General features: G+C 73.7%; 13 protein-coding genes. 7 read left to right on the top strand and 6 right to left on the bottom strand.

The features are described 5' to 3' along the window. Nucleotides 1–11: 11 nt before the first annotated feature. The 6 genes from ACFYXM_RS23215 to ACFYXM_RS23190 are packed head-to-tail and all read left to right on the top strand — an operon-like array spanning nt 12 to nt 12,534. Nucleotides 12–6,386, top strand: a complete 6,375-nt coding sequence (locus ACFYXM_RS23215) for an amino acid adenylation domain-containing protein (protein WP_389291970.1) — start codon at nt 12–14, stop codon at nt 6,384–6,386. Continuing rightward, nucleotides 6,383–8,866, top strand: a complete 2,484-nt coding sequence (locus ACFYXM_RS23210; protein WP_389291968.1) for an amino acid adenylation domain-containing protein — start codon at nt 6,383–6,385, stop codon at nt 8,864–8,866. Before ACFYXM_RS23215 ends, ACFYXM_RS23210 begins: the two co-directional genes overlap by 4 nt. Beyond that, on the top strand, nt 8,863–9,672 hold the full coding sequence (locus ACFYXM_RS23205; protein WP_389291966.1) for an alpha/beta fold hydrolase: 810 nt from the start codon (nt 8,863–8,865) through the stop codon (nt 9,670–9,672). Before ACFYXM_RS23210 ends, ACFYXM_RS23205 begins: the two co-directional genes overlap by 4 nt. A gap of 41 nt (nt 9,673–9,713) precedes the next feature. Then, nucleotides 9,714–10,109 carry a RidA family protein gene (locus tag ACFYXM_RS23200; protein WP_389291965.1) on the top strand — a complete coding sequence of 132 codons (396 nt, stop codon included), beginning with the start codon at nt 9,714–9,716 and terminating at the stop codon, nt 10,107–10,109. A 3-nt stretch (nt 10,110–10,112) separates the two neighbouring features. Beyond that, nucleotides 10,113–11,477, top strand: coding sequence for a SagB family peptide dehydrogenase (locus ACFYXM_RS23195; protein ID WP_389291963.1), 1,365 nt, complete (start codon nt 10,113–10,115; stop codon nt 11,475–11,477). Between the two features lie 22 nt (nt 11,478–11,499). After that, nucleotides 11,500–12,534 (top strand): zinc-binding dehydrogenase, encoded by a 1,035-nt coding sequence (locus tag ACFYXM_RS23190; RefSeq protein WP_389291961.1) that lies wholly within the window; start codon nt 11,500–11,502, stop codon nt 12,532–12,534. Between the two features lie 88 nt (nt 12,535–12,622). Here the strand turns inward: ACFYXM_RS23190 and pcaB are convergent, their stop codons facing one another. The 5 genes from pcaB to ACFYXM_RS23165 are packed head-to-tail and all read right to left on the bottom strand — an operon-like array spanning nt 12,623 to nt 17,450. Then, entirely contained in the window at nt 12,623–14,062 is a 1,440-nt protein-coding gene (pcaB, locus tag ACFYXM_RS23185) for a 3-carboxy-cis,cis-muconate cycloisomerase (protein WP_389291959.1), read from the bottom strand. A gap of 5 nt (nt 14,063–14,067) precedes the next feature. Beyond that, nucleotides 14,068–16,038, bottom strand: a complete 1,971-nt coding sequence (locus tag ACFYXM_RS23180) for an FAD/NAD(P)-binding protein (protein WP_389291957.1) — start codon at nt 16,036–16,038, stop codon at nt 14,068–14,070. A gap of 3 nt (nt 16,039–16,041) precedes the next feature. After that, complete coding sequence (locus ACFYXM_RS23175; RefSeq protein ID WP_389291956.1) at nt 16,042–16,863, bottom strand: class I SAM-dependent methyltransferase; 822 nt, start codon at nt 16,861–16,863, stop codon at nt 16,042–16,044. After that, nucleotides 16,860–17,243, bottom strand: a complete 384-nt coding sequence (locus ACFYXM_RS23170) for a hypothetical protein (RefSeq protein WP_389291954.1) — start codon at nt 17,241–17,243, stop codon at nt 16,860–16,862. The genes ACFYXM_RS23175 and ACFYXM_RS23170 overlap by 4 nt, the downstream gene beginning before the upstream one ends. Nucleotides 17,244–17,249: 6 nt before the next feature. Continuing rightward, a complete protein-coding gene (locus ACFYXM_RS23165; protein WP_107430570.1) occupies nt 17,250–17,450 on the bottom strand; it encodes an MbtH family NRPS accessory protein in 201 nt (66 codons plus the stop codon). 184 nt (nt 17,451–17,634) lie between these two features. On the opposite strand from ACFYXM_RS23165, the gene ACFYXM_RS23160 reads away from it, so the two are divergent. Next, complete coding sequence (locus ACFYXM_RS23160) at nt 17,635–19,254, top strand: DHA2 family efflux MFS transporter permease subunit (protein ID WP_389291952.1); 1,620 nt, start codon at nt 17,635–17,637, stop codon at nt 19,252–19,254. Between the two features lie 250 nt (nt 19,255–19,504). Here the strand turns inward: ACFYXM_RS23160 and asnB are convergent, their stop codons facing one another. Beyond that, nucleotides 19,505–21,337, bottom strand: a complete 1,833-nt coding sequence (asnB, locus tag ACFYXM_RS23155) for an asparagine synthase (glutamine-hydrolyzing) (protein WP_389291951.1) — start codon at nt 21,335–21,337, stop codon at nt 19,505–19,507. Nucleotides 21,338–21,348 lie beyond the last annotated feature (11 nt).

Here is a 21,348-nt window from a genome sequence, read left to right as displayed (position 1 = left end):
GTGTTGCGAACATGACTCTGTCGGCCACCACTCTGTCGCCCGGCCAGGAACGCGTATGGCTCCTCGACGAGCTGCGCCCGCAGGACCGGACCCTCACCGTCGGTGAACTGATGCTCGTCACCGGCCCGTTGGAAGCGGACACGGTCCGGGACGCGCTGGCGGAGCTGACCGCCCGCCACCCCGCGCTGCGCACCGTCTTCCGGACGGGACGGGGCCGCCCCGAGCCGGTGGTCCTCCCCGCCGGGGAGATCGCGCCGCCGCTCGCGCGCGAGAGGGACACCACGGCACCCGACGACCGGATCCGCCGGGTCCAGGACTGGGCGAAGGACCTCTGCGCCCGGCCGTTCGACAAGGAACGGGGCCCGCTGTGGCGGGCGGGGCTGCTCTCGCTCGGCACGGGCGAGCACGCCCTGCTGCTCTGCGCGCACCAACTGGTCGCGGACCGGCGTTCCCTGGCGGTCCTCTTCGAGGAACTGGGCGAACTCTGCGCCGGGCCGCCGCCGGGCCACGACCGCACCCGGCCGTCGGCGGAGCACCACGCCGGTCCTCCCGCAGCCCCCCGGCACCGGCTCGAATCCCGCGCCGAGGCCCTGGCCGGCATGCCCGTCGGCGTCGAACTGCCCGCCGACCGGATACGCCCGCGCGCCCTGGCCCTGACCGGCGCGCACACCTCGCTGCGTCTTCCCGGGGCGACGGCCCGGGCACTCGCGGAGTACGCCCGCGCCCAGGACACCGACACCGGGACGCTGCTGCTCACCGCGTTCGCCGTCCTCGTCCACCGCTACACCGGTGTGACCGACATCGCCCTCGGCACCCCGCACCGCGCCCCCGCACACACCGTGGGCCCCCTGACGAACCTGCTGATCGTACGTGCCACGCTCGACGGGGATCCCTCGTTCTCCGAGACGCTGGAGCGGATCAGGCATGCCTGCGCCGAGGCACGGGCGTACGCCGACGTACCGTTCGCACAACTCGTCGAACGGCTCGACCCCGAGCGCGACCCGAGCCGCCGCCCGGTCTGCCAGGTCGGCTTCGAGATCCGGCCGGAGCCCGTCTGCGCGCTGCCGGGCGCCACCACCGCACCGCTGCCCCTCGACTCCACAACGGCCGACTTCGACCTGGCCCTCGTCGTGTCGCCCGGGGACCACGGAGCCCGGCTGACCCTCGCCTACGACACCGAACTCTTCGAGGAGGAGACGGTCCGCCGCCTCGCCGGGAACTTCGGCACCCTCCTGGCCGGGCTGCTGGCCAAGCCGGGCGAGAGCATCGGCCGCCAGTGGCTGCTCGCCCCCGAGGAGGAACACCGGGTGCTGCACGACGGCAACGACACCCGCGTCGACTTCCCGCACGACCGGCTGATCCACCGGCTCGTCGCCGACCAGGCGGCCCGCCGCCCCGGGGCGGTCGCCCTCGTCGGCGGCGGGGAGCGGGTGACCTTCGGCGAGCTCGACCGGCGCGCCAACCAGGTCGCGAACCATCTGCGCGAGCTGGGCGTGGGCCCCGAGGTCCCGGTCGGCATCTGCCTGCGCCGCTCGGTCGACATGGCCGTCGGCGTCCTCGGCATCCTCAAGGCCGCGGGCGCCGCGGTCCTGCTCGACCCCTCGCAGCCGACCCGCCGCCTGGCGTCCATGCTCGACGACGCGCGGACCTCCGTACTGCTCACCTCCGAAGCCCACCTCGGCCACCTGCCCGCCGAGTTCGGCGGGCACGTCCGCTGCCTCGACCGGGACCGCGCGCTCTTCGACGCCGCCTCCCCGGCGGCCCCGCCCGAGCGGGCGCACCGGCTGGGCCTGTGCCAGATCGCGTACACCTCGGGCTCCACCGGCGAGCCGCGCGGCGTCGCCTTCCACCACGGGGCGGTGCTGCTCGTCTCCCAGGGCACCCAGCGGGCGTACTCACTGACCGAGAAGGACCGCGGCACCTGGATCTCCGCCCCCGGCTTCGGGATCTCCTACGTCAACGAGCTGTGGCCCTTCCTCAGCGCGGGCGGTGCCGTGCACATCGCGGACGAGACCACCACCGCCACGCCCTTCCGGCTCCGCGACTGGCTGATCGACGCCGGGATCACCGTCACCGTCCTGGCCAAGGCACTCGCCGAGCGCGTGTGCGCGGTCGACTGGCCGGGCGAGGTACCGCTGCGCGTCCTGATGGTGTCCGGCGAACGCGTCGGCTGGCTTCCGTCGACGGTTCCGTTCGAGATCGTCACCATCTACGGCTCCACCGAGACCACGAACGCCACCACCTGCCTCAACGAGGCCGACGGGGTGCGCATCACGCCGAAGAGCGTGCCGCCCGCCGCGCGGCACGGCTCCAGCACCCCCGTGGGCCTGCCCGTGCCCAACGCCCGCGTGTACCTGCTCGACGACGCCCTCCAGCCCGTGCCGCTGGGCGTGGCCGGACAGATCCACGTGGGCGGCGACCTGATCCAGAGCGGATACCTGCACCGGCCGGAGCGCACGGCCGAGAAATGGATCCCCGACCCCTTCGCGGCGCGGCCCGGCGCGCGCATGGTCGCCACCGGCGACATCGGCCGCCGGCTGCCCGACGGAGCGATCGTCGTGCTGGGACGCGCCGACGAACAGGTCGGCCTCAACGGCTACCGCATCGAGCTCGGCGAGGTCACCACCCGGCTGCTGGAACACCCCGCGATCCGGCAGGCCGTCGTCACGGTCAGGGAGGACCGGCCCGGCGAACGCCGCATGGTCGCCCACCTCGTGACGGACACCCACCGGCGCCCGACCGGCGGGGAACTGCGCGACCTGCTCAAGGAGCAGCTGCCCGCCTACATGGTCCCCACCGCGTTCGTCGTGGTCGACGCCCTTCCGCTGCTCCCCAACGGCAAGGTCGACCGCCGTGCCCTGCCCGCACCCGACGCGCCCCGCGGCGGCACGGGCCCCACCGTCGCCCCCCGCACCGACACCGAGAAGACTCTGGCCCGGGTGTGGTGCGAGGTCCTGCACCAGGAACGGGTGGGCGTCCGCGACAACTACTTCGAACTGGGCGGCGACTCGCTCACCGGCATGGAACTCATGGCGTCCATCGGCAGAGTCCTCGGGGTGGACCTCCCGCTGCGCGTCCTGTTCGAGGCACCGACCGTCGAGGAGATGGCCGTGGTGGTCGAGGGCGCGGGCCGGGGGACACCGGGCGCGGGACCCGCCCCGGCGGGCGCGCCCCCGATCGTGCCCCGGCCGGACCAGCGGTACGAGCCCTTCCCGCTCACGGACATCCAGCACGCCTACTGGATCGGCCGCAGCGGCGGCATCGAACTCGGCGACGTGGGCTGCCACGGATACCAGGAGTGGGACGTCCCCGCACTCGACCCCGAGCGGCTGCGACGCGCCGTCGACCTGCTGGTCGCCCGGCACGACATGCTCCGCGCGGTCGTGACCCCCGACGGACGCCAACGCGTCCTGGAGGAGGTGCCGCCCTACGACCTGCGGGTGACGGACCTGCGCGGGCTCCCGGCCACCGAACGCGACGGACGCCTCGCCGGGATCCGCGAGGAACTGTCCCACGAACTCCTCCCGGTCGACCGCTGGCCGCTCTTCGACCTGCGGGTCACCCGCGTCGACGAGACCGTCTCCCGCGTACACGTCAGCTTCGACCTGCTGATCTTCGACGCCCGGAGCGCGCGGATCTTCACCCAGGAACTGTCCCGGCTGTACGAGGACCCGGACCTGGAACTGCCCGCGCTCGAACTGTCCTTCCGTGACTACGTCCTCGCCGAACGAGCCGCCCAGGACAGCTCCCCGCTCCACGCCGCGTCGCGCGCCTACTGGCAGGACCGCCTGGACGGCCTCCCGCCCGCCCCCCAACTGCCCTATCTGCGGAGCCTGGCATCGGTGCGCCGGCCGCGCTTCGTACGGTGCCCGGGGCGGCTGGAACCGGACGTCTGGCAGGCCCTCCGCCAGGCCGGGGCGGCGGCCGGCATCACCCCGTCGGCCCTGCTCCTCGCGGCCTTCACCGAGGTGCTGGGCACCTGGACCGCCACCCCCCGGTTCACCGTCAACCTCACTCTCTTCAACCGCCCCCCGCTGCACCCCCGGCTGAACGACCTGCTCGGCGACTTCACCTCCGGGCTGCTGCATGCCGTGGAGGGCGACGGCGCCACCTTCCTGGACCGGGCCCGGCAGGTCCAGGACCGGCTCTGGAGCGATCTGGAGCACCGCCACACCAGCAGCGTCCAGGTCATGCGCGACCTGGCGAGGCGCCAGGGCGGGGGGCTGCCGCGGGCGGCGATGCCGGTGGTCTTCTCCAGCCTGGTCGGCGTCCCGCGCATGGAGTGGGGCAGCCTCGGCACGTACGCGTACGGCGTCACCCAGACACCGCAGGTCGCCCTCGACCACCAGGTGATGGAGGTGGACGGCGGCCTCGACTACTGCTGGGACGCCGTGGCCGAACTCTTCCCCGACGGCCTGCTCGACGACATGGCCGCCGCGTACGGAAGCCTGCTGAGGGACCTCGCCGCGCGGCGGGAGACCTGGTCCCGGGAGCGGCCCGCGCAGCCGCCCGCCGACCAGCTCGAACGGCGCGCCCGGATCAACGCCACGGACACACCGGCGACGGCACAGGCGCCGGACACCGGCCTGCTGCACGAGCCGTTCCTGCGCCGGGCCGCCGAGAACCCCGGGGCCCCCGCCGTCGTCCAGGCCGGGCGCACCCTGACCTACCGGGACCTCGACACGGCCTCGGCCGGGATCGCGAACCGGCTCCTCGAACTCGGCGCCCGGCCCGGCCGGCTCGTCGCGGTCGTGATGAACAAGGGCTGGGAACAGATCGCCGCCGTGCTGGGCGTGCTGCGCGCCGGAGCGGCCTACCTCCCGGTCGACCCCGCACTGCCCGCCGCGCGGATCCGCTACCTCCTGGAGAACGGTCAGGTGGAGACGGTCCTCACCCAGCCCGCCGTGGACCGGGAGCGCACCTGGCCGCCGGGCGTCACCGCCGTCCCGGTCACACAGACCTCTCCGGCGCCGCCGGCCGGGCGGCCGTGCCCCGCCCCGGTCGGCCCGGAGGACCTGGCGTACGTCATCTACACCTCGGGCTCCACGGGCGAACCCAAGGGCGTCATGATCGAGCACGGGGCGGCCCGCAACACCGTCCTCGACATCAACCGGCGCTTTCGCGTCGGCCCCGACGACCGGGTCCTCGCGATCAGCTCCCTCAGCTTCGACCTCTCGGTCTGGGACGTCTTCGGCACCCTGGGCGCGGGCGGCACGCTGATCGTCCCCGAACCGTCCGAGAACCCGGACCCGGCGGCCTGGGCGGAACTCCTGCGCCGCCACCGCGTCACCGTCTGGAACTCCGTCCCCGCGCTCCTGCAGATCCTCCTGGAGTACATCCGGGGCAGGGGCGAATGCCTGTCGGACGACCTGCGGACCGTGCTGCTCAGCGGGGACTGGATCCCCGTCGCGGCCTACGGACAGCTGCGCGAGACGGCCCCCGGGGCCCGGCTGGTCTCCCTCGGCGGCGCGACCGAGGCGTCCATCTGGTCCATCGCGCACGAGGCGGGGCCGCCCGGCCCCGAATGGGCGAGCGTGCCCTACGGCAGACCGCTGGCCAACCAGCGCTGGCACGTCCTCGACGACCGGATGAGGCCCCGCCCCGACTGGGTGACCGGCGGGCTGTACATCGCCGGGCACGGCCTGGCACGCGGCTACTGGGGCGACCCGGAGAAGACCGCCGCCCGGTTCGTGACCGACCCGCACACCGGGGAACGCCTCTACCGCACCGGCGACCTCGGCCGATGGCGGCCCTCGGGCGACATCGAGATCCTCGGCCGCGAGGACTTCCAGGTGAAGATCCTCGGCCACCGGGTGGAGCTCGGCGAGATCGAGGCGGCGCTCCAGGACCATCCGGGGGTGGCGGGCGCTTGCGTCGTCGCGCTCGGCGCCCCCGGCGCGGCCCGGCGCCTCGTGGCGCACGTCGTGCCCGAACCGGACACCACGGCGCCGGAGGCGGACGAACTGCGCGAGTTCCTGGCGCAGCGGATCCTGGGCGACATCGTGCCGTCGCTCTTCCACTTCCTGCCCGCCCTGCCGCTCACCTCCAACGGCAAGGTCGACCGCACCGCGCTGGCGGCGCTCGGCGAACCCGCCGCACCCGGCGCGGCGTCCGAGCCGCCCGCCACCCCCACCGAGCAACTGCTGCTGCGCATCGAGGCGGACGTCCTCGGCGCCGACCGGCTGGGCCCCGGGGACGACTTCTTCACCTCGGGAGGTGACTCGCTCCGCGCCATCGCGGTGATCAACGGGGCCGCCGACGCGGGCCTCGACATCCCGGTCGAGCTCTTCTTCCAGCACCGCACGGTGCGCGAACTCGCGGCCCGGCTCGACGCGGAGACCACTCAGGACGGCCCGACGATCCTCGACATGAGGGACGAAACATGACGCTGCTGATCCACCAGCTGATCGCCGAACAGGCGGCACGGAGGCCGGACAAGCCCGCCGTGGTCTCCGCCGCCGCCTCCCTGACCTACGCCGAACTCGACCGGAGGGCGAACCGGCTCGCCGCCCACCTGCGCACCCTGGGAGCCGCCCCCGAGGTCCGCGTCGGCGTCTGCCTGCCGCGCTCCGCCGACGCCGTCGTCACCCTGCTCGGCGTCGTCAAGTCCGGGGCCGCGCCCGTCCTCCTCGACCCGGCCGCCCCCGGCAACAGGATCGCGCTGATGCTCCGCGACTCGGGCGCGCGGGCCCTCGTCACCACCACGGACGCGGTCCCCGGGGAGATCCTTGGCGAGGCGGCGGCCGACGGCATCCGCCCGGTGCTGCTCGACCGCGACACGGCAGCCGTCGACGCCCACCCGCCGACGGATCCGGGGACGGCCGGTCTCACCCCGGACAGCGCCGCCCACGTCGTCTACACCTCCGGCTCCAGCGGGGAACCCAAGGGCGTCGTCGCCCGCCACGGAACGGTGCTGCACTGCGCCCGCTGGACGCACCAGGAGTTCGCCGTCACCGCCGACGACCGCTCGACCTGGGTGTCGTCACCGGGCTTCGGGGTGTCCCTCGTCAACGAGCTGTGGCCGTTCCTCTCCGCCGGGTGCACCGTGCACCTGCCCGACGAGGCGACCCTGCTCTTCCCCGAGCGGCTGCGGGACTGGCTGACCGCGCGCCGGATCACGGTCGTCCAGCTGGTGGCGACGCTCGCGGCCGGACTGTGCGCGACCGCGTGGCCCGACGGCCCCGCGCCGCGGCTGCTCCTCGTCACGGGGGAGCGGTTCGAACCGGCGGCGGACGGCCCGCCCTTCGACGTGGCCGTCACCTACGGCTCCACGGAGACCACCCACATCACCTCCCGCGGCCGCCCCGTCCCGCACACCCGCGTGCACCTCCTCGACGAGAACCTCGCCGAGGTGCCGCCCGGCACGGAGGGCGAGATCCACATCGCGGGCCCCGGACTGGCGCGCGGCTACGCGGGAGACCCCGTCCTGACCGCGCTGCGCTGGCTGCCCGATCCGTTCGCCCCCGAGCCCGGGGCCCGCATGTACCGCACCGGGGACGTCGGCCGGCTCCTCGGCGACGGCACCCTCGACATCGTCGGCCGCACCGACCGGCAGGTGAAGATCCGCGGCAAGCGCGTCCACCTCGACGAGGTCGAACGAAGCATCCTGCGCGGCGGGGAGGCCGCCGAGGCAGCCGTGGTGGCCCGCGACGAGGGGGACCGGCGGCGCCTGGTCGCCTATGTCACCGGCGTCGCCCCGGACCGGGTGCCGCACCTGCACTCCGGGCTGCGGCGCGAACTGCCCGGCCACATGCTGCCGTCCGACTTCGTGCTCCTGGACTCCCTGCCCCGCACCCTGCACGGGAAGCTCGACCGGCAGGCGCTGCCGGAACCCGGACGCGACCGCTCGGCGTCCGCCGCCCCCATGAAGGAGGCACGCGACGAACTGGAACGCGAACTGACGCGGATGTGGTGCGCATTGCTCGGCCTCGACCGGGTCGGCACCGCGGACGACTTCTTCGACCTCGGCGGACACTCGCTGCTCGCCGTACAGCTGGTCGGCGCCGTCGAGGACCGCTTCGGAGCCTGCGTCGACCTGCCCGCCTTCTACGAACGGCCGACGGTCGCGGACCTCGCGGAACTGATCACCGCCGCCGCCCCCGGCCGGTCCGGCGCCTGCCTGGTCCGGACCGGCACCGGCCCCGGTGCCGACCTGCGCCTCGTCTGCTTCCCCTTCGCCGGCGGCGGCCCGGCCGCGTACCAGAGCTGGACGGACGCCCTGCCGCCGGAGATCGAACTGGTCCGCGTGCAGCCGCCGGGCCGGGGGGAACGCCTGGCCGAGACGCCCCTGGAGCACGTCGACGAGCTGGTGACCGAGGTGGGCAAGGCCCTCGCCGAGCTGGACCCGCTGCCCACCGCCTTCTTCGGACACAGCTCCGGGGCCGTGGTCGCCTACGAACTGGCGCGCTGGCAACGACGGCACGGCCACACCCCGCCGGTGCACCTCTTCGCCTCCGGCTCCGCGGCCCCGCACGTCCCGGTGACCACCCGGGTCCACCGCATGACCGACGGCGAACTGCGCGAACACCTGCGAGGACTCGGCGGCACCCCGCCCGAACTGCTCGACGACCCGAGGCTCCTCCAGGTCATGCTGCCGACGCTGCGCGCCGACTTCGCCCTGCACGAGACCTACACGCACCGGCCCGAACCGCCGCTCGACTGCCCGATCACCGTCTTCGCCGGCACCGAGGACACCGAGGTCGACCGGGCGGAACTCCCGCCGTGGCGGACCCTGACCCGGGCCGCCTTCGAAACCCTCCTGGTGACGGGCGGCCACTTCTACCTGGACACGGCACGCGACGCGCTCCTCTCCCGGATGCTCGACGCGCTCGCCCCGCCGCTCGCCCGCCCGCGGAGCGGGAGATGACGGCCGTCGTGGCGCAGGAGCCGGAGATCGTCGAATCGGCCGACGGCGTACCGATCGCCTGCTGGCGCTCGGGCACCGGCCCCCCGCTGGTCCTCGTCCACGGCAGCGGCGAGGACCACACCCGCTGGCGGCCGGTACTGGCCCGGCTGAGCGCCCGGTTCACCGTGTACGCCGTCGACCGCCGGGGCCGCGCGGCCAGCGGCGACGCGGACCCCTACGACCTGCGCGACGAGGCACGCGACATCGCCGCCGTGATCGACCGGGCCGGTCCCGGAACCTGTCTGATCGCCCACTCCTACGGCGCGATCTGCGCGCTGGAGGCGGCGACGCTCACCTCCGGGATCGGCCGGATGGTCCTCTACGAGCCCCCGATCCCGGTCGGCGGGAGCAAAGAGCCGTCCGGGCTGGGCGCGCGCCTCGGCGCGCTGATCGAAGCGGGCGAGGAACTGCGCGCCCTCGGCCTGTTCCTCGTCGAGGTGGCGGGCGTGAGCCCGCGCGAGGTGGACGTGCTGCTGCGCATCCCCGGCTTCCGTGAACGGGCACCGCTCGCCCGGACGCTGGCCCGCGAGATCGAGGGCGCGCGGCGCTACGTCATCGAACCGGACAGGTTCCGTCACCTGACGGTCCCCGCCCTGCTGCTGGCCGGTGGCGACAGCCCATGGGAGCTGCGGCAGGCGGTCGACGCGGTGGACGGGATGCTCGCGGACTCCCGGGTCGCCGTCCTCCCGGGCCAGACGCACCGGGCCATGGACACCGGCCCCCGGCTCTTTCTCGACACCGTGCTCGGCTTTCTCCAGCGACAGTGACACCCCGTCAACCACTCAGGACAGGAAAGGAATCCGGAATCATGAAGCGTTCCGCCGTGAACCCGTGGGAATGGTCGCTCAAGTTCGGCTTCAACCAGGGCGAGGCCGTCGAGGAGCACACCCGGATGCTCGTCTGCGCCGGGCAGACGTCGCTCGACGCCGACGGCGAGGTGGCGCACCCCGGTGACATGGCCCGGCAGATCGGTCAGGCGCTCGACAACGTGGAGGCGGTTCTCGCCGAGGCCGGCATGGACCTCACCAACGTCGTCCGGCTCAACATGTACACCACCGACATGCAGCTGTTCCTGGAGCACGTGAGCGTCATGGGCAAGCGCCTCGAAGCGGTGCGGGCGGCCCCGCCCGGATCGCTGCTCCAGGTCTCCGGGCTGGCGTTCCCGGAGCTTCTGGTGGAGCTCGAGGCCACGGCTGTGAGCTGACGGATGAGCGGGCAGGAGCAACGGGCGGTGCCGCTCCGGCAGGTCTTCCGGCTGCACCCGGGACCCCGCTCCGGGGCGGAACCGCAGGCGGGGCGGCACTCCGGGGACACCCCGGAGCCGGGCCGGGGCCGTACCGCGGACCCGGCCGCCGGGCACACCCCGGCCCCGGAGGGAAGCGGGGGGCCGGTGCCGGAACGCGGCCCGGTGGCGCGGCTGTGGGCGGCGGGCCGCCTCTCGATGACGGTCCTCCTCGACGACAAGGAGCCGCTGTACACGCTCCTGCCCCGCACCCGCCCCCCGGCCCGGCCGGACACGGCCCCGCCCGGCGCCCTCGCGCTGTCGCGGTTCGCCGTGATCCGGTGGTACGGGGACGCGTTCGTCATCGAGTCCCCGCGCGCCTGGTGCGACGTCCGGCTGCGCGACCCGGCGCTGCTCGGCGTGCTGACCGGCGCCGGCGGACGGGGCCGCGACGGCCTCCCGGACGCGGTCGTGGAGCGGCTGGGACGGGATCTGTGGTGGGCGGGCCTCGCCGTCCCCCCGGCGGACACCGAGGGCACGGAGCCGTCGCTGCGCCAATGGGCCCCGCACGAGCTGTGGTTCCACAGCCGCACCCGGATGTCGGGACGGCAGCCGGACGAGGGCTTCGGGAAGACCGACTGGGCACGGGGCGCCTTCGCCCCGCTCCCCGCCCGGCGCCCGTCGTTCCCCGGCCCCGGCATCGGGCTCCGCCGTCCCGACCTGGGCCTGCTCCGTACCACCGACCCGTCCCTGACCACCGTCATGGAGACCCGCAGGACGATCCGTGCCCACGACGACGCGTCCCCGCTCACCCGTGACCAGCTCGGGGAGTTCCTCTTCCGCTGCTGCCGCAACCGGTGGAAGGCGGAGCTGCGGGGGGTCGAATACGTCAGCCGCCCCTATCCGGCGGGCGGTTCCGGGTACGAGCTGGAGGTCTACCCGGTGGTCGGGAACGTCACCGGCCTCGCCCCGGCGCTGTACCACTACGACCCGCAGGATCACCGGCTGGAGCGGGTGTGCGGGCGGACGCCCGACGTGCGGCGCCTGCTCGCACTGGCGGCCCGGCTCGCCGACCAGGAGCGGCCGCCGCAGGTCCTGCTGGTGGTGGCGGCCCGGTTCGGCCGCCTGATGTGGTCCTACCAGGGCATGCCGTACGCGCTGATCATGAAGCACACGGGAGTGCTGTTCCAGACGATGTACACCGTCGCGACGGCGATGGGACTGGCACCGTGCGCGCTGGGGACCGGGGACTCCGACGCGTTCGCACGGGCCACGGGCCTCGACCCGTACGCCGAGGCGAGCGTCGGGGAGTTCATGCTCGGCAGCCGGCCGACGACCGGATCCATGTGAGCGCCGATCAGGGGAGAGCCGTATGCAGACACCGTTGATCACGAGTGAGGGCCGGTGCGCGGTATGGGAGGAGCCGGTCGGTCCCGCGGGCGTGCGCATCCGCGAGCGCGCCGTGTCGGACCCGCTGCCCGGTCAGGTGACCGTCAGGGTCAGGGCCGCCGGACTCAACCACCTCGACCTGTGGGTGGTCACCGGGGCCCAGCGCGTCGAACCGCCCCGGGTCATCTCCGCGGACGGCGCGGGTGTGGTGGAGGCCAGCGGCTGCGACGAGTGGCCGGTGGGCGACGAGGTCCTGTTCTACCCCGTGTCGGCCTGCTGGCGGTGCGAGCACTGCCGGGGCGGGCAGCAGGTGCGGTGCAGCAGGTTCGCCGTCCTCGGGGAGCACTCCGACGGCGCGGCCTGCGAGCTGGTCCGGCTCCCCGGCCACGCACTGCGGCGCAAGCCGGCGGGCCTCGGCTGGGAGGAGGCCGCCGCCATGCCGCTGGCGTATCTGACGGCATGGCGGATGATCGTCACCCGCGCACGGCTCAAGGCCGGTGAGACGATGCTGGTCACCGGGGGCAGCGGCGCGGTGGGCACCGCGGCCGTGCTGATCGGGAAGCACCTCGGGGCGAGGGTGCTCGCCACGACCCGGTCGAAGGAGAAGGAACCGCAGCTCAGGGCAGTCGGTGCCGATGGCGTGTTCAGCTCGTCGGGCTTCTCCCGCTCCGTCCTCGACGTCACCGACGGGCACGGCGCCGACGTGGTCTTCGAACACGTCGGCGCGGCCACCTTCGACGAGTCCCTGCGCTCGGCCGCCTTCGGCGGACGCGTGGTGACCTGCGGGGCCACCAGCGGCCTCGTCACCCCGGTCAGCCTGCCGCGGGTGTTCGTGCGCCAGCTGGAGATCCTGGGGTCGACGGCGGGCAACGCCGAGGAGTTCACGGACCTGGTACGGGCCGCGGACGGGGGGCTGAGGCCCGTCGTGGCCCGGACGTACCCCTTCGCCGAGGTGAGCGACGCGCTGGCGTTCCTCGACAAGTCCGACCAGGTGGGCAAGGTGGTCCTCACCATGTGACGCGTCCTCGTGAGGCGAGGCGTCCCGACACGGCGGAGCGGGGGCGGGTCCGGTGCGCGACCGGACCCGCCCCCACACACACACGGCCTCACCCGGCGCCGGCCTCCGGGCCGGGCCCTCTCGCGGGCCCCCCGACGTGCCGCAGCGCGCGGTCGACGAGCGCGCCCGCCACCCCGAGGTAGCGGCGCGGGTCGAGCAGGTCCTCCAGCGGGTGCGAGGCCAGGAGCGTGCCCAGCTCGGGATCGATCGCCACCGCCTCGGCGAACGGCACGCCGTCCGCGGACGCCTTGTGCGTGATGCGGGTGACGCACCGCTTGGCACGGACCCGGCCCAGCTCGGCCGTGAGCCGGACGGCCAGCCGCTCGGCCAGGATCCGCCCCTCGGTCGCCCCGGCGTTGGCCCACATCCGGTCCGGCAACGGCACCAGCCCCTCGGCCAGTTCGGCCGCCGTGCGTGCGGACCCCCCGGCCAGCCGCAGCACCTCGCGCAACGGCTGCCACTCCGCCTGCCAGGCGCCGCCCGGCCGCTCGTCCTCCGCGAGCATGCACCGGGCCAGCACCGAGACGTACGCCGGGACCTGGAGCGCGGCCGACACCAGCAGCGAGGCGAGAACCGGATTGCGCTTCTGCGGCATGGCGGACGAGGCGCCCCGGCCCTCGCCGCCCGGTTCGAGGCCCTCGCCGACCTCGGTGCGCGTCATGTTCTGGACGTCGAGCCCGAACTTCCCCAAGGCGCCCGCCACGATGGCGAGTTCATTGCCCAGCGCCACGAACGGCGCCCGCGAGGTGTGCCAGGGCAGCAGCGGTTCGGCCAGCCCCGTCTCGTCCGCGAAGGCCCGGACGAGGGCCAGCGCCGCGGGCGTGCCCTCCTGCGCGGGGACCCCGTCGGCCAGGGCGAACTCGTGATAGGCCGACAACGTCCCCGCCGCACCGCCCAGTTGGGCGGGCAGCGCCGACGCCGCGGCGGCCAGCCGCCGATCGGCGTCGTCGACGGCGCACATCCAGCCCGCGGTCTTCAGCCCGAAGGTGGTCGGCACGGCGTGCTGGGTGAGCGTACGGGCCGGCATGACGGTGTCGCGGTGCTCGGCGGCGAGAGAGGCGAGCGCCTCGACCACCCGGCGCAGATCCGCCCGGACGAGGGCGACCGCACGCCCGGCGACCAGCATCGCCGCGGTGTCCATGATGTCCTGGCTGGTGCTGCCGCGGTGCACGTGGTCGGCCGCCTCGGGCGCGTACGCCGCCACCCGCTCGGTCAGGTCCGCCACCAGAGCCACCACGGGATTCGCCGCGTTCCGGGCCCGCCGGGCCAGCGAGACCGGATCCAGCCGGGCGTCCCGGGTGACCTCGGTGATCGCCTCGGCCGCGCTCCCGGGGACGAATCCGAGCCGGGCCTGGGCCCGCGCGAGGGCGGCCTCGGCGTCCAGCATGGCCTGGAGCCACGCCTCGTCCGAGACCGCGGCCTCGACCGGGGCACCGGCCCGGACCGTGGACAGCAGACCGGTGTCGGTTCCCGGCGGATGCTCGGACATGGCGGTCAGTTCCTCTCGTGAGCGGCGCGGGAGCGGGCGGATCCGGCGGCCTCGGACCCCGGCCGGGCCCCCGCGCGGAGCGCGGCCCTGGCCATGGCGTCGGAGTCGCCGAGGATCACGGAGTTCACCCCCGGACGGACCCCGGCGGCCGTGACCCAGTGGACGTGCTCGGTCGGCACGCCGTACGCGAAGCGGGCGGGATGGGGGAGGCCGGCGGCGTCCACCACGTGGTACGGAGCCCGGCTCACCGCGAGGCCGCCCGTCGGGTACCCGGCACCGTCCGGGTCGGGGACGACGTACGAGCGGCACTGCCCGCGGGCGAGCATGGACCTCATGAGCGGGTCGCGGGTGCGCCGGACGTCCGGCTCCGGAAGCCGGGCCTCGACCAGCGCGTCCACCAGCAGCGGGCGGTCGCCGGTCAGGTCCGACGCGACGGCGAAGCGGCCGGTCCCGGGGTCCGGGGCCACCGACATGCCGGGGCCCACGAGCCGCAGGACGCCCGCCTCCATGAGGGCCATCATCTCCCGGACCCGACGCACCGGCGGCCCGATGGACAGGAAGGCGTTCATGGGGGTGTACCAGCCGTCGAGGTCGTCCCGGTACGAAGCGCCGCCTATCCCGCCGTGGTCGACCACGAGCCGTATCTCGTTGCGCAGATCGCGCAGCACGTCGAGCGCGCTCTTGACGGGGTCGGTGACATTGCCGCGCACCGCGTGCGCCACGTCCCGCTTCAGATGGCCGAGCAGCCAGGCGTTGAACCCGGCGACCCCCTCCAGCGCGCCGGGCGGGCAGGGCCGGTTCACCGCGTCCCAGTCCCACCGGTCGCGAGGGCCGATCCCGTACTCGCCCAGCAGCCTGTCCTCGTCGCTCCCCCCGCCCCCGGCCAGCACGGTCTTGACGTACCGGGGGAGGAAGTCGGCGGCCGCCCCGGGGCCGCGGCGCTCCGCGAGGAGCGCCGCGTAGTACACGCTCTCGACCTCCTTGGTCACCAGCGGCCACACCTGCCGCCGGAATCCGGCCGGCGCGCCCGCGTGCGCCGCCGCGCGCAGGGAGGCGAGGACGTCGGGGGTCAGGAACAGCGGCTCGTGGCGCTCGGACACGCCCTTCTCGTTCTCGCCCCGGGCGTGGTACGGGACGCCGCGGCGCGAGCCCGCCAGCAGCCGCGGCTCCTCGCCCGACGGCTCGTACACGAACCCGCCGTCGCGGGGACGGAAGCGGCCCCCACGTCCGGACGTGAACAGGGCCATGTAGTCGAAGAAGTTGAGGCCCAGCCCGCACAGGGCGACGAGGTCCCCCGCGCCGATCGCGGAGAGGTCGACGTCGGCCGGGTTGGCCGGCGGGACGTGGACGCGGCCGTGCGCGCGGGCGTGCCCGGCCAGCGCCCGCGTCCCGTCGCCCGGGTCCGTGTCGCAGTGGCCCTGCGCCAGGACGACCGCGTCGACGCCGCTGACCGTCGTGCCGTCGTCCAGCACGACGTCCTGACGGCCGTCCGCGCGGTCGTCGATGGCCACCGCCGTCGCCCGCCGGACGTCGACCACGACGCCGGGGGGAGCGGTGCGGCAGACGAACCGGAAGGCCCAGCGCAGGTAGTGGCCGTAGAAGGCCCGGGTCGGATAGGTGTCGGGTCCCAGGCTCGCGGCCTCCCGCAGGACCCCGGCCGGCAGGCCGTCGTCGAGCCCGTCGGCCAGGGGCAGGAGGCCCGCCCACGCGTGGAGGCTGGGCCCTTCCACGATCGGCCCCGCGCAGCTGACGCCGGGGTCGGTGAAGATCGTGATCTGGGACGCCACGGTGTTCATGAGCAGCTCGCCGGACTGGTCCGTGCGCCAGACCCGGCCGGCGCCCGCCGGATACGGATCGATCACATGGATGACGCAGTTTCTCTTCCCGGCGACGACGGGCGCGTTGGCACAGAGCCTCTCCACCACGGAGAGTCCGCGAGGCCCCGCGCCGATCACGGCGACGGACATCTCGGCCATGGATCATTCGGCCTTGACGAGGACGGCCTCAAGATACTCGACCGGGGCGACGAGGCAGCCGTCGGTCGCCCGGTTCCGTTCGTGCCACATGACGACGAGATCGCGTTCGAGCGCAGCCGCCCGGTTCTTCGAGAGCACCGAGAACGTCATCCGGGTCGGCCCGAAGTTGGACCGGAAATGCTCCATCCAGTGTTCCGGCGAGCGATAACGGAAGACGAAGTCACGGGGGGTGGAACGGATTTCGGCGACGCCTTCGCCGAACAGCGCGCGCAGTGATTCCGGGTCGCCCCAGTCGGTGGGGTTCGGCACACCGGGAGTGGGCGGGATGTACGTGGACATGATCCGGAAGAGTTCGCCGAGCGCGCCGTTCCCCGTCCAGCAGGCGAGTCCGATCCGGCCGCCCGGACGGCAGACCCGCAGCAGTTCGGCCGCCGTCCTCTTCTGGTCGGGCGCGAACATCGCCCCGAAGGCGGAGACCACGACGTCGAACTCGCCGTCGTCGAAGGGGAGACGCTCCACGTCGCCCTCCACCAGCGCGGCGTGGACGCGCTCCACCTCCAGCCGCCGCCGCGCCGCCTCCAGCATGGCGGGGGAGAAGTCGAGCCCCGTCACCTCCGCGAACCGGCGGGCGGCGGCGATGGTCGCGTTGCCGCTGCCGCAGGCGGCGTCCAGGACCCGCGAGCCGGGACGCAGGTCGAGCGTCTCCATGAGCTGCTCGCTCGCGATGACCGTCGATCCGGCGACCGACGTGTAGTCGCCGTCCGACCATCCGGCCTTCTGGAAGTCCTTGAGCGAGGTCGCGCGAGGCGCGGGAACTGAGGTCATGTCGGGCTCCAGCCGGATTGAGGGTGCGTCAGCCAGTCTCTCAGGGGTGCCGCCCGGTCCCGCGCACCGCTGATCAGGTCCAGTACGCCGGGGCCGCCGAGCCAGGCGGAGGTGGGCCAGGTCCGGTCGGCGGTGAGACTCCGGTGCCGCAGGAGCCTGATGTGCGAATGGTCGGCGGAGAGCCGGAGATCCCGGTCGAGCCGGAACACGCGCCCCGCGCCGTAACGCGGCTCCGGGGCGGCGGCGAGAGCCCCGGCCGGTTCGCGGACGGCCCGCCACAAGAGCTCCCGGTGCGCTTCGAAGCAGTCCTTGCTGTTGTCACGTCCGAGACCGCCGAAGAATTCCTTGAATTCAGCGCCCCAGCCCGTGAATTCGGTCACGGGAGGTCACTCCCCCATGGCCCGCCGCAGGCTCAGCGGCCGCATGTCCGTCCACACCTCATGAATGTGGGAGAGGCATTCCTCTTTTGATCCGGAAACACCGGTCGTGTGCCAGCCGGCGGGAATCTCCTGATCGGAACGCCAGATCGAGAACTGTTCCTCGTCGTTTTTCACCACGCTGTAGGTGGCGCTTCCGCTTTCCTGCACGATGGGTTCCTTCCAGTGCTCAACTGGACCTGGGGAGCGATGCTCCCGCCTCTCACATGGGGAGTCAAGAACATGTCCGATTCAGGGGACTTGGCCATTGCGGAGGGTATAGCATGAGCCGCCGTTCGCCGTCGACGGGGGAGCGGACATCGATTCGTTCACGAATAACAGCGAGGAGCGACAGATGAATACGGGTGGGAACGCACGGGTGGCGACTCGACACGGGCCCTGGCCCGCGCTGGTGGTAATCGCCCTCGGATACTTCATGAACGTGCTCGACAGCACGGTTGTCAATGTAGCGATTCCGCAAATCGTCACCGGGGTCGGTGCGACGACCGAACAGATCCTGTGGGTCGTCAACGGCTATTTACTGCCGTACGCGATGTTACTGCTCGTCGCGGGCCGCCTGGGAGATATCAGAGGACATCGCAACGTCTTCGCCGCCGGCCTGCTCGTCTTCACCGCCGCCTCCCTGGTCTGCGGGCTCGCGCAGAACCCGGAGCAGCTGATCGCCGCCCGCGTCCTCCAGGGAATCGGTGCCGCGGCCGCGGCACCCCAGGCACTCGCCATCACCTCGGCCGTCTTCCCGCCCGCCAGGCTGGGGACGGCCTTCGGCGTACTGGCGGCGGTGATCGGTTCCGCCGCCGCCGCGGGGCCGCTCCTCGGGGGCCTGATCTCGGACACGCTGGGCTGGCGCTGGATCTTCTTCATCAACATCCCGCTCGGCCTGATCGGGCTCGTCTGCACCTTCGTGTACGTCCCCGCCACCCGCAACTGGGCCCGTCAGAAACTGGGCATCGTCCCGGTGCTCCTCGCATCGGCCGGCCTGTTCGTCGTGCTGTGCGCCCTGATCGAGGGCGAACGGTTCGACTGGGGCACGGTCCGGGGCTGGATCGGGATCCCCCACTTCCTCGTGCTGGGCGTGCTGATCCTGGTCGGCTTCACGCTCTGGGAGCGACGCAGGGCCGACGGACTGCTGCCCCGCGCCCTGTTCACGAGCCGCAACTACGCGCTGATGGTGTGGGCCTCGGCGGCCACGTACTTCGGCATCTTCGGCTCGCAGCTCGTCATGACCATCTACCTCCAGACGGCGCTCGGCGCCGGCCCGCTGGAGGCCGGACTGGTGCTGTCGCCCATGTGGCTGGCCTCGTCCCTGACCGCACCGATCGGGGGCCGCCTCTCCGGCCGGGTACGGCGCAGCCGGCTGCTGGCCGTCGGCTTCGCCGTCTTCTGCCTCGGCGTCGCCGTCACCGCCCCGTTCGCCGACGCCGACGCGGCCTGGTGGGAGTTCGTGGCGCCGCTGGTCCTGGCCGGGGCCGGGGCCGGACTCACCTTCGCGCCGCTGACCACGGTGGCGATGGGCGAGGTCGAGCCGCAGGCGGCGGGCGGTGCCTCCGGGCTCATCGAGATGTCCCGCATGATCGGCAGCGCGGTCTGCACGGCCGTCGTCGGCGCGATCCTGGCGACCGTATGGGCGTCCTCGCTGCGGGACGGCGCGGCCGACGCGGGCGGCCGGCTGTCCGGGGAGGACCGGGCGTCCCTGATCGACGGCGCCCGGCAGGCCGCCGACAGCGGGCTGAGCTCGGGGACCGAAGCGGTGGTGCCCTCCTCGCTCCCCTCCGGCCTGGTGCGCGTGTTCGAGGACCTGTCCGCGCAGAGCCTGGCCTCGGCCGCCCGGCCCGCGCTGCTCATCACCGCGGCGGTGATCGCGCTGGCCGCCGTCACGTCCCTGTTCCTCAAGGAGTCCGGGCGCACCGGGGCCCCGGTCCCGAAGGAGGCTCCGGTGACGGACCGGACGGCCTGACCCTTCCGCGTACCGCGGCGGCCCGTCCCGGTCGGTGGGGCGGGCCGCCCACGTGCGGCCCCCGGGCCCCCCCCCCCCCGCCCGCGCCCCCCCCCCCCCGCCCGGGGGGCCCCCCCCCGCCCCCCCCGCGGCCCGCGCGGGGGCAGCCGGGGCGGGGGGGCCCCCCCCCCCCGGGGGGCCCGGGGGGGCCCCCCCGGGGGGCCCCCCCCCCGCGCACGCACGTGGGCCCCGGTGCCCCTGACGACAGGGCCTAGAACCGCAGCTCCGGCCGGTAGACGTCCAGCCAGACGGCCAGGTCGAGGGTCCGTTCCAGACCGAGGCGGGTGAGCTTGTCCATCGCGCCCGCGTCCCGCCCCGTCGCCCCCTCCAGCCACGCCCGGTCGACCAGCGCGAACACCTCGTGCCCCCGGCTGCGCAGCAACTCCTTGGCCTGCTGCTGGAGGGCCCCGGCGTAGTACGGGTCCTGGGTCGACGGATAGGCGGCCTTCCTCCGGTCGGCCACCGGGCCGGGCAGCGCGTCGCGGACGGCGGCGCGCAGCAGGCTCTTCTCCCGGCCGTCGTGGTCCTTGAACGACCACGGCGCGTTGTAGACGTACTCGACGAGCCGGTGGTCGCTGAACGGCACCCGGACCTCCAGGCCGACGGCCATGCTCAGCCGGTCCTTGCGTTCGAGCAGGAAGCGCACGAACCGGGTGAGGTGCAGATGGGTCATCACCCGCATGCGGTACTCGTCGTCGTCCTCGGTGTCCAGCCGTTCGACACCGCGGACCGCCTCGGCGTACCGGTCGCGCCGGTAGCCGTCGAGGTCGAGCGTGTCCATGAGTTCCCGGCGCAGGCCCGTGCCGCCCTTGTCGAGCGGTCCCGCGTCGATGGCGATCCAGGGGAACTCCCGGGCCCGGCGCACCGCGGGGTCGTGGAACTGCCGGTACCCGCCGAAGAGTTCGTCCGCCGATTCCCCCGACAGCGCCACGGTCGACCGTTCCCGTATCGCCTTGAACAGCAGGTACAGCGAGAAGTCCATCTCGCCGAACCCCACCGGCACGTCGCGCGCGACGAGCGCAGCCCGGCGCACCTCCGGGTCGGCCAGCGCCCGGTGGTCCAGCACGATGTCCGTGTGGGTGGTGCCCACGTGCTCGACGACCTGCCGCACGAACGGGGCGTCGGGGGTGTCCCGCAGGTCGTCGGGCTGGAAGCTCTCGGTGCGGTCGGTGAAGTCGACCGAGAAGCTGCGCACGCGCTCGCCACCCAGGTGCAGCGCGGCGAGCGCGGTGAGCGCGCTGGAGTCCAGGCCGCCGGAGAGCAGGACGCCGCGCGGCACGTCGGCCACGAGCTGACGTCCCACGGTGTCGTCCAGCAGCTCGCGCACCCGGGCGACCGTGGTGTCCAGGTCGTCGGTGTGCGGCCGGGTCTCCAGCCGCCAGTAGGTGTGCTCGCGCATCCCGGCGGCGTCGACGGTGACCACCGTGCCGGGCTCCACCTGACGGATGCCGGACCAGATCGCGTGCCGCGGGGTCATGACGAACGCCAGCCATTCGCGCAGCCCGTCCGCGTCGACCACCCGGCCGGCCAGCGGATTGGCCAGGATCGACTTCGGTTCCGAACCGAACAGCACGCCCCCGGGCGTCCGGCAGACATAGAGAGGCTTGATGCCCATGCGGTCGCGGACCATCACGAGCCTGCGGCTGCGTTCGTCCCAGACGGCGAACGCGTACATGCCGTTGAGGCGCCGCGCCACGGACTCGCCCCAGCGCAGATATCCGCGCAGCACCACCTCGGTGTCGCCGGCCGTGGTGAACCGTTCGCCCGCGCGGACCAGTTCGTCCCGCAGCTCGGTGAAGTTGTAGACCTCACCGCTGAAGACGAGCGTGACATCCCCGTCCGGCAGCCGGGCGGTCATGGGCTGCACCCCGCCGGGCAGGTCGATCACGGCCAGCCGCCGGTGCCCGAGGGCCGCGTGGCGGCCCCTCCACGTCCCCGAGGCGTCGGGACCGCGGCATGCCATGGTCGCCGTCATCGCGTCGAGCGTCTCCCGCTCCCGGGAGAGGTCGCGGTCGAACGCGACCCAGCCGGTGATTCCACACATGAATTGCCTCC

It is taken from the genome of Streptomyces sp. NPDC002476, assembly GCF_042889785.1.
GTDB lineage: Bacteria > Actinomycetota > Actinomycetes > Streptomycetales > Streptomycetaceae > Streptomyces.
Note: the sequence above shows the minus strand (reverse complement) of the source record. Positions and strands in the feature narration are given on the sequence as shown.

Bases quoted from the DNA above. Each gene is read 5' to 3' on its own strand.
- ACFYXM_RS23215 (WP_389291970.1), top strand. From the start codon at position 12: ATGACTCTGTCGGCCACCACTCTGTCGCCCGGCCAGGAACGCGTATGG.
- ACFYXM_RS23210 (WP_389291968.1), top strand. From the start codon at position 6,383: ATGACGCTGCTGATCCACCAGCTGATCGCCGAACAGGCGGCACGGAGG.
- ACFYXM_RS23205 (WP_389291966.1), top strand. From the start codon at position 8,863: ATGACGGCCGTCGTGGCGCAGGAGCCGGAGATCGTCGAATCGGCCGAC.
- ACFYXM_RS23200 (WP_389291965.1), top strand. From the start codon at position 9,714: ATGAAGCGTTCCGCCGTGAACCCGTGGGAATGGTCGCTCAAGTTCGGC.
- ACFYXM_RS23195 (WP_389291963.1), top strand. From the start codon at position 10,113: ATGAGCGGGCAGGAGCAACGGGCGGTGCCGCTCCGGCAGGTCTTCCGG.
- ACFYXM_RS23190 (WP_389291961.1), top strand. From the start codon at position 11,500: ATGCAGACACCGTTGATCACGAGTGAGGGCCGGTGCGCGGTATGGGAG.
- pcaB (WP_389291959.1), bottom strand. From the start codon at position 14,062: ATGTCCGAGCATCCGCCGGGAACCGACACCGGTCTGCTGTCCACGGTC.
- ACFYXM_RS23180 (WP_389291957.1), bottom strand. From the start codon at position 16,038: ATGGCCGAGATGTCCGTCGCCGTGATCGGCGCGGGGCCTCGCGGACTC.
- ACFYXM_RS23175 (WP_389291956.1), bottom strand. From the start codon at position 16,863: ATGACCTCAGTTCCCGCGCCTCGCGCGACCTCGCTCAAGGACTTCCAG.
- ACFYXM_RS23160 (WP_389291952.1), top strand. From the start codon at position 17,635: ATGAATACGGGTGGGAACGCACGGGTGGCGACTCGACACGGGCCCTGG.
- asnB (WP_389291951.1), bottom strand. From the start codon at position 21,337: ATGTGTGGAATCACCGGCTGGGTCGCGTTCGACCGCGACCTCTCCCGG.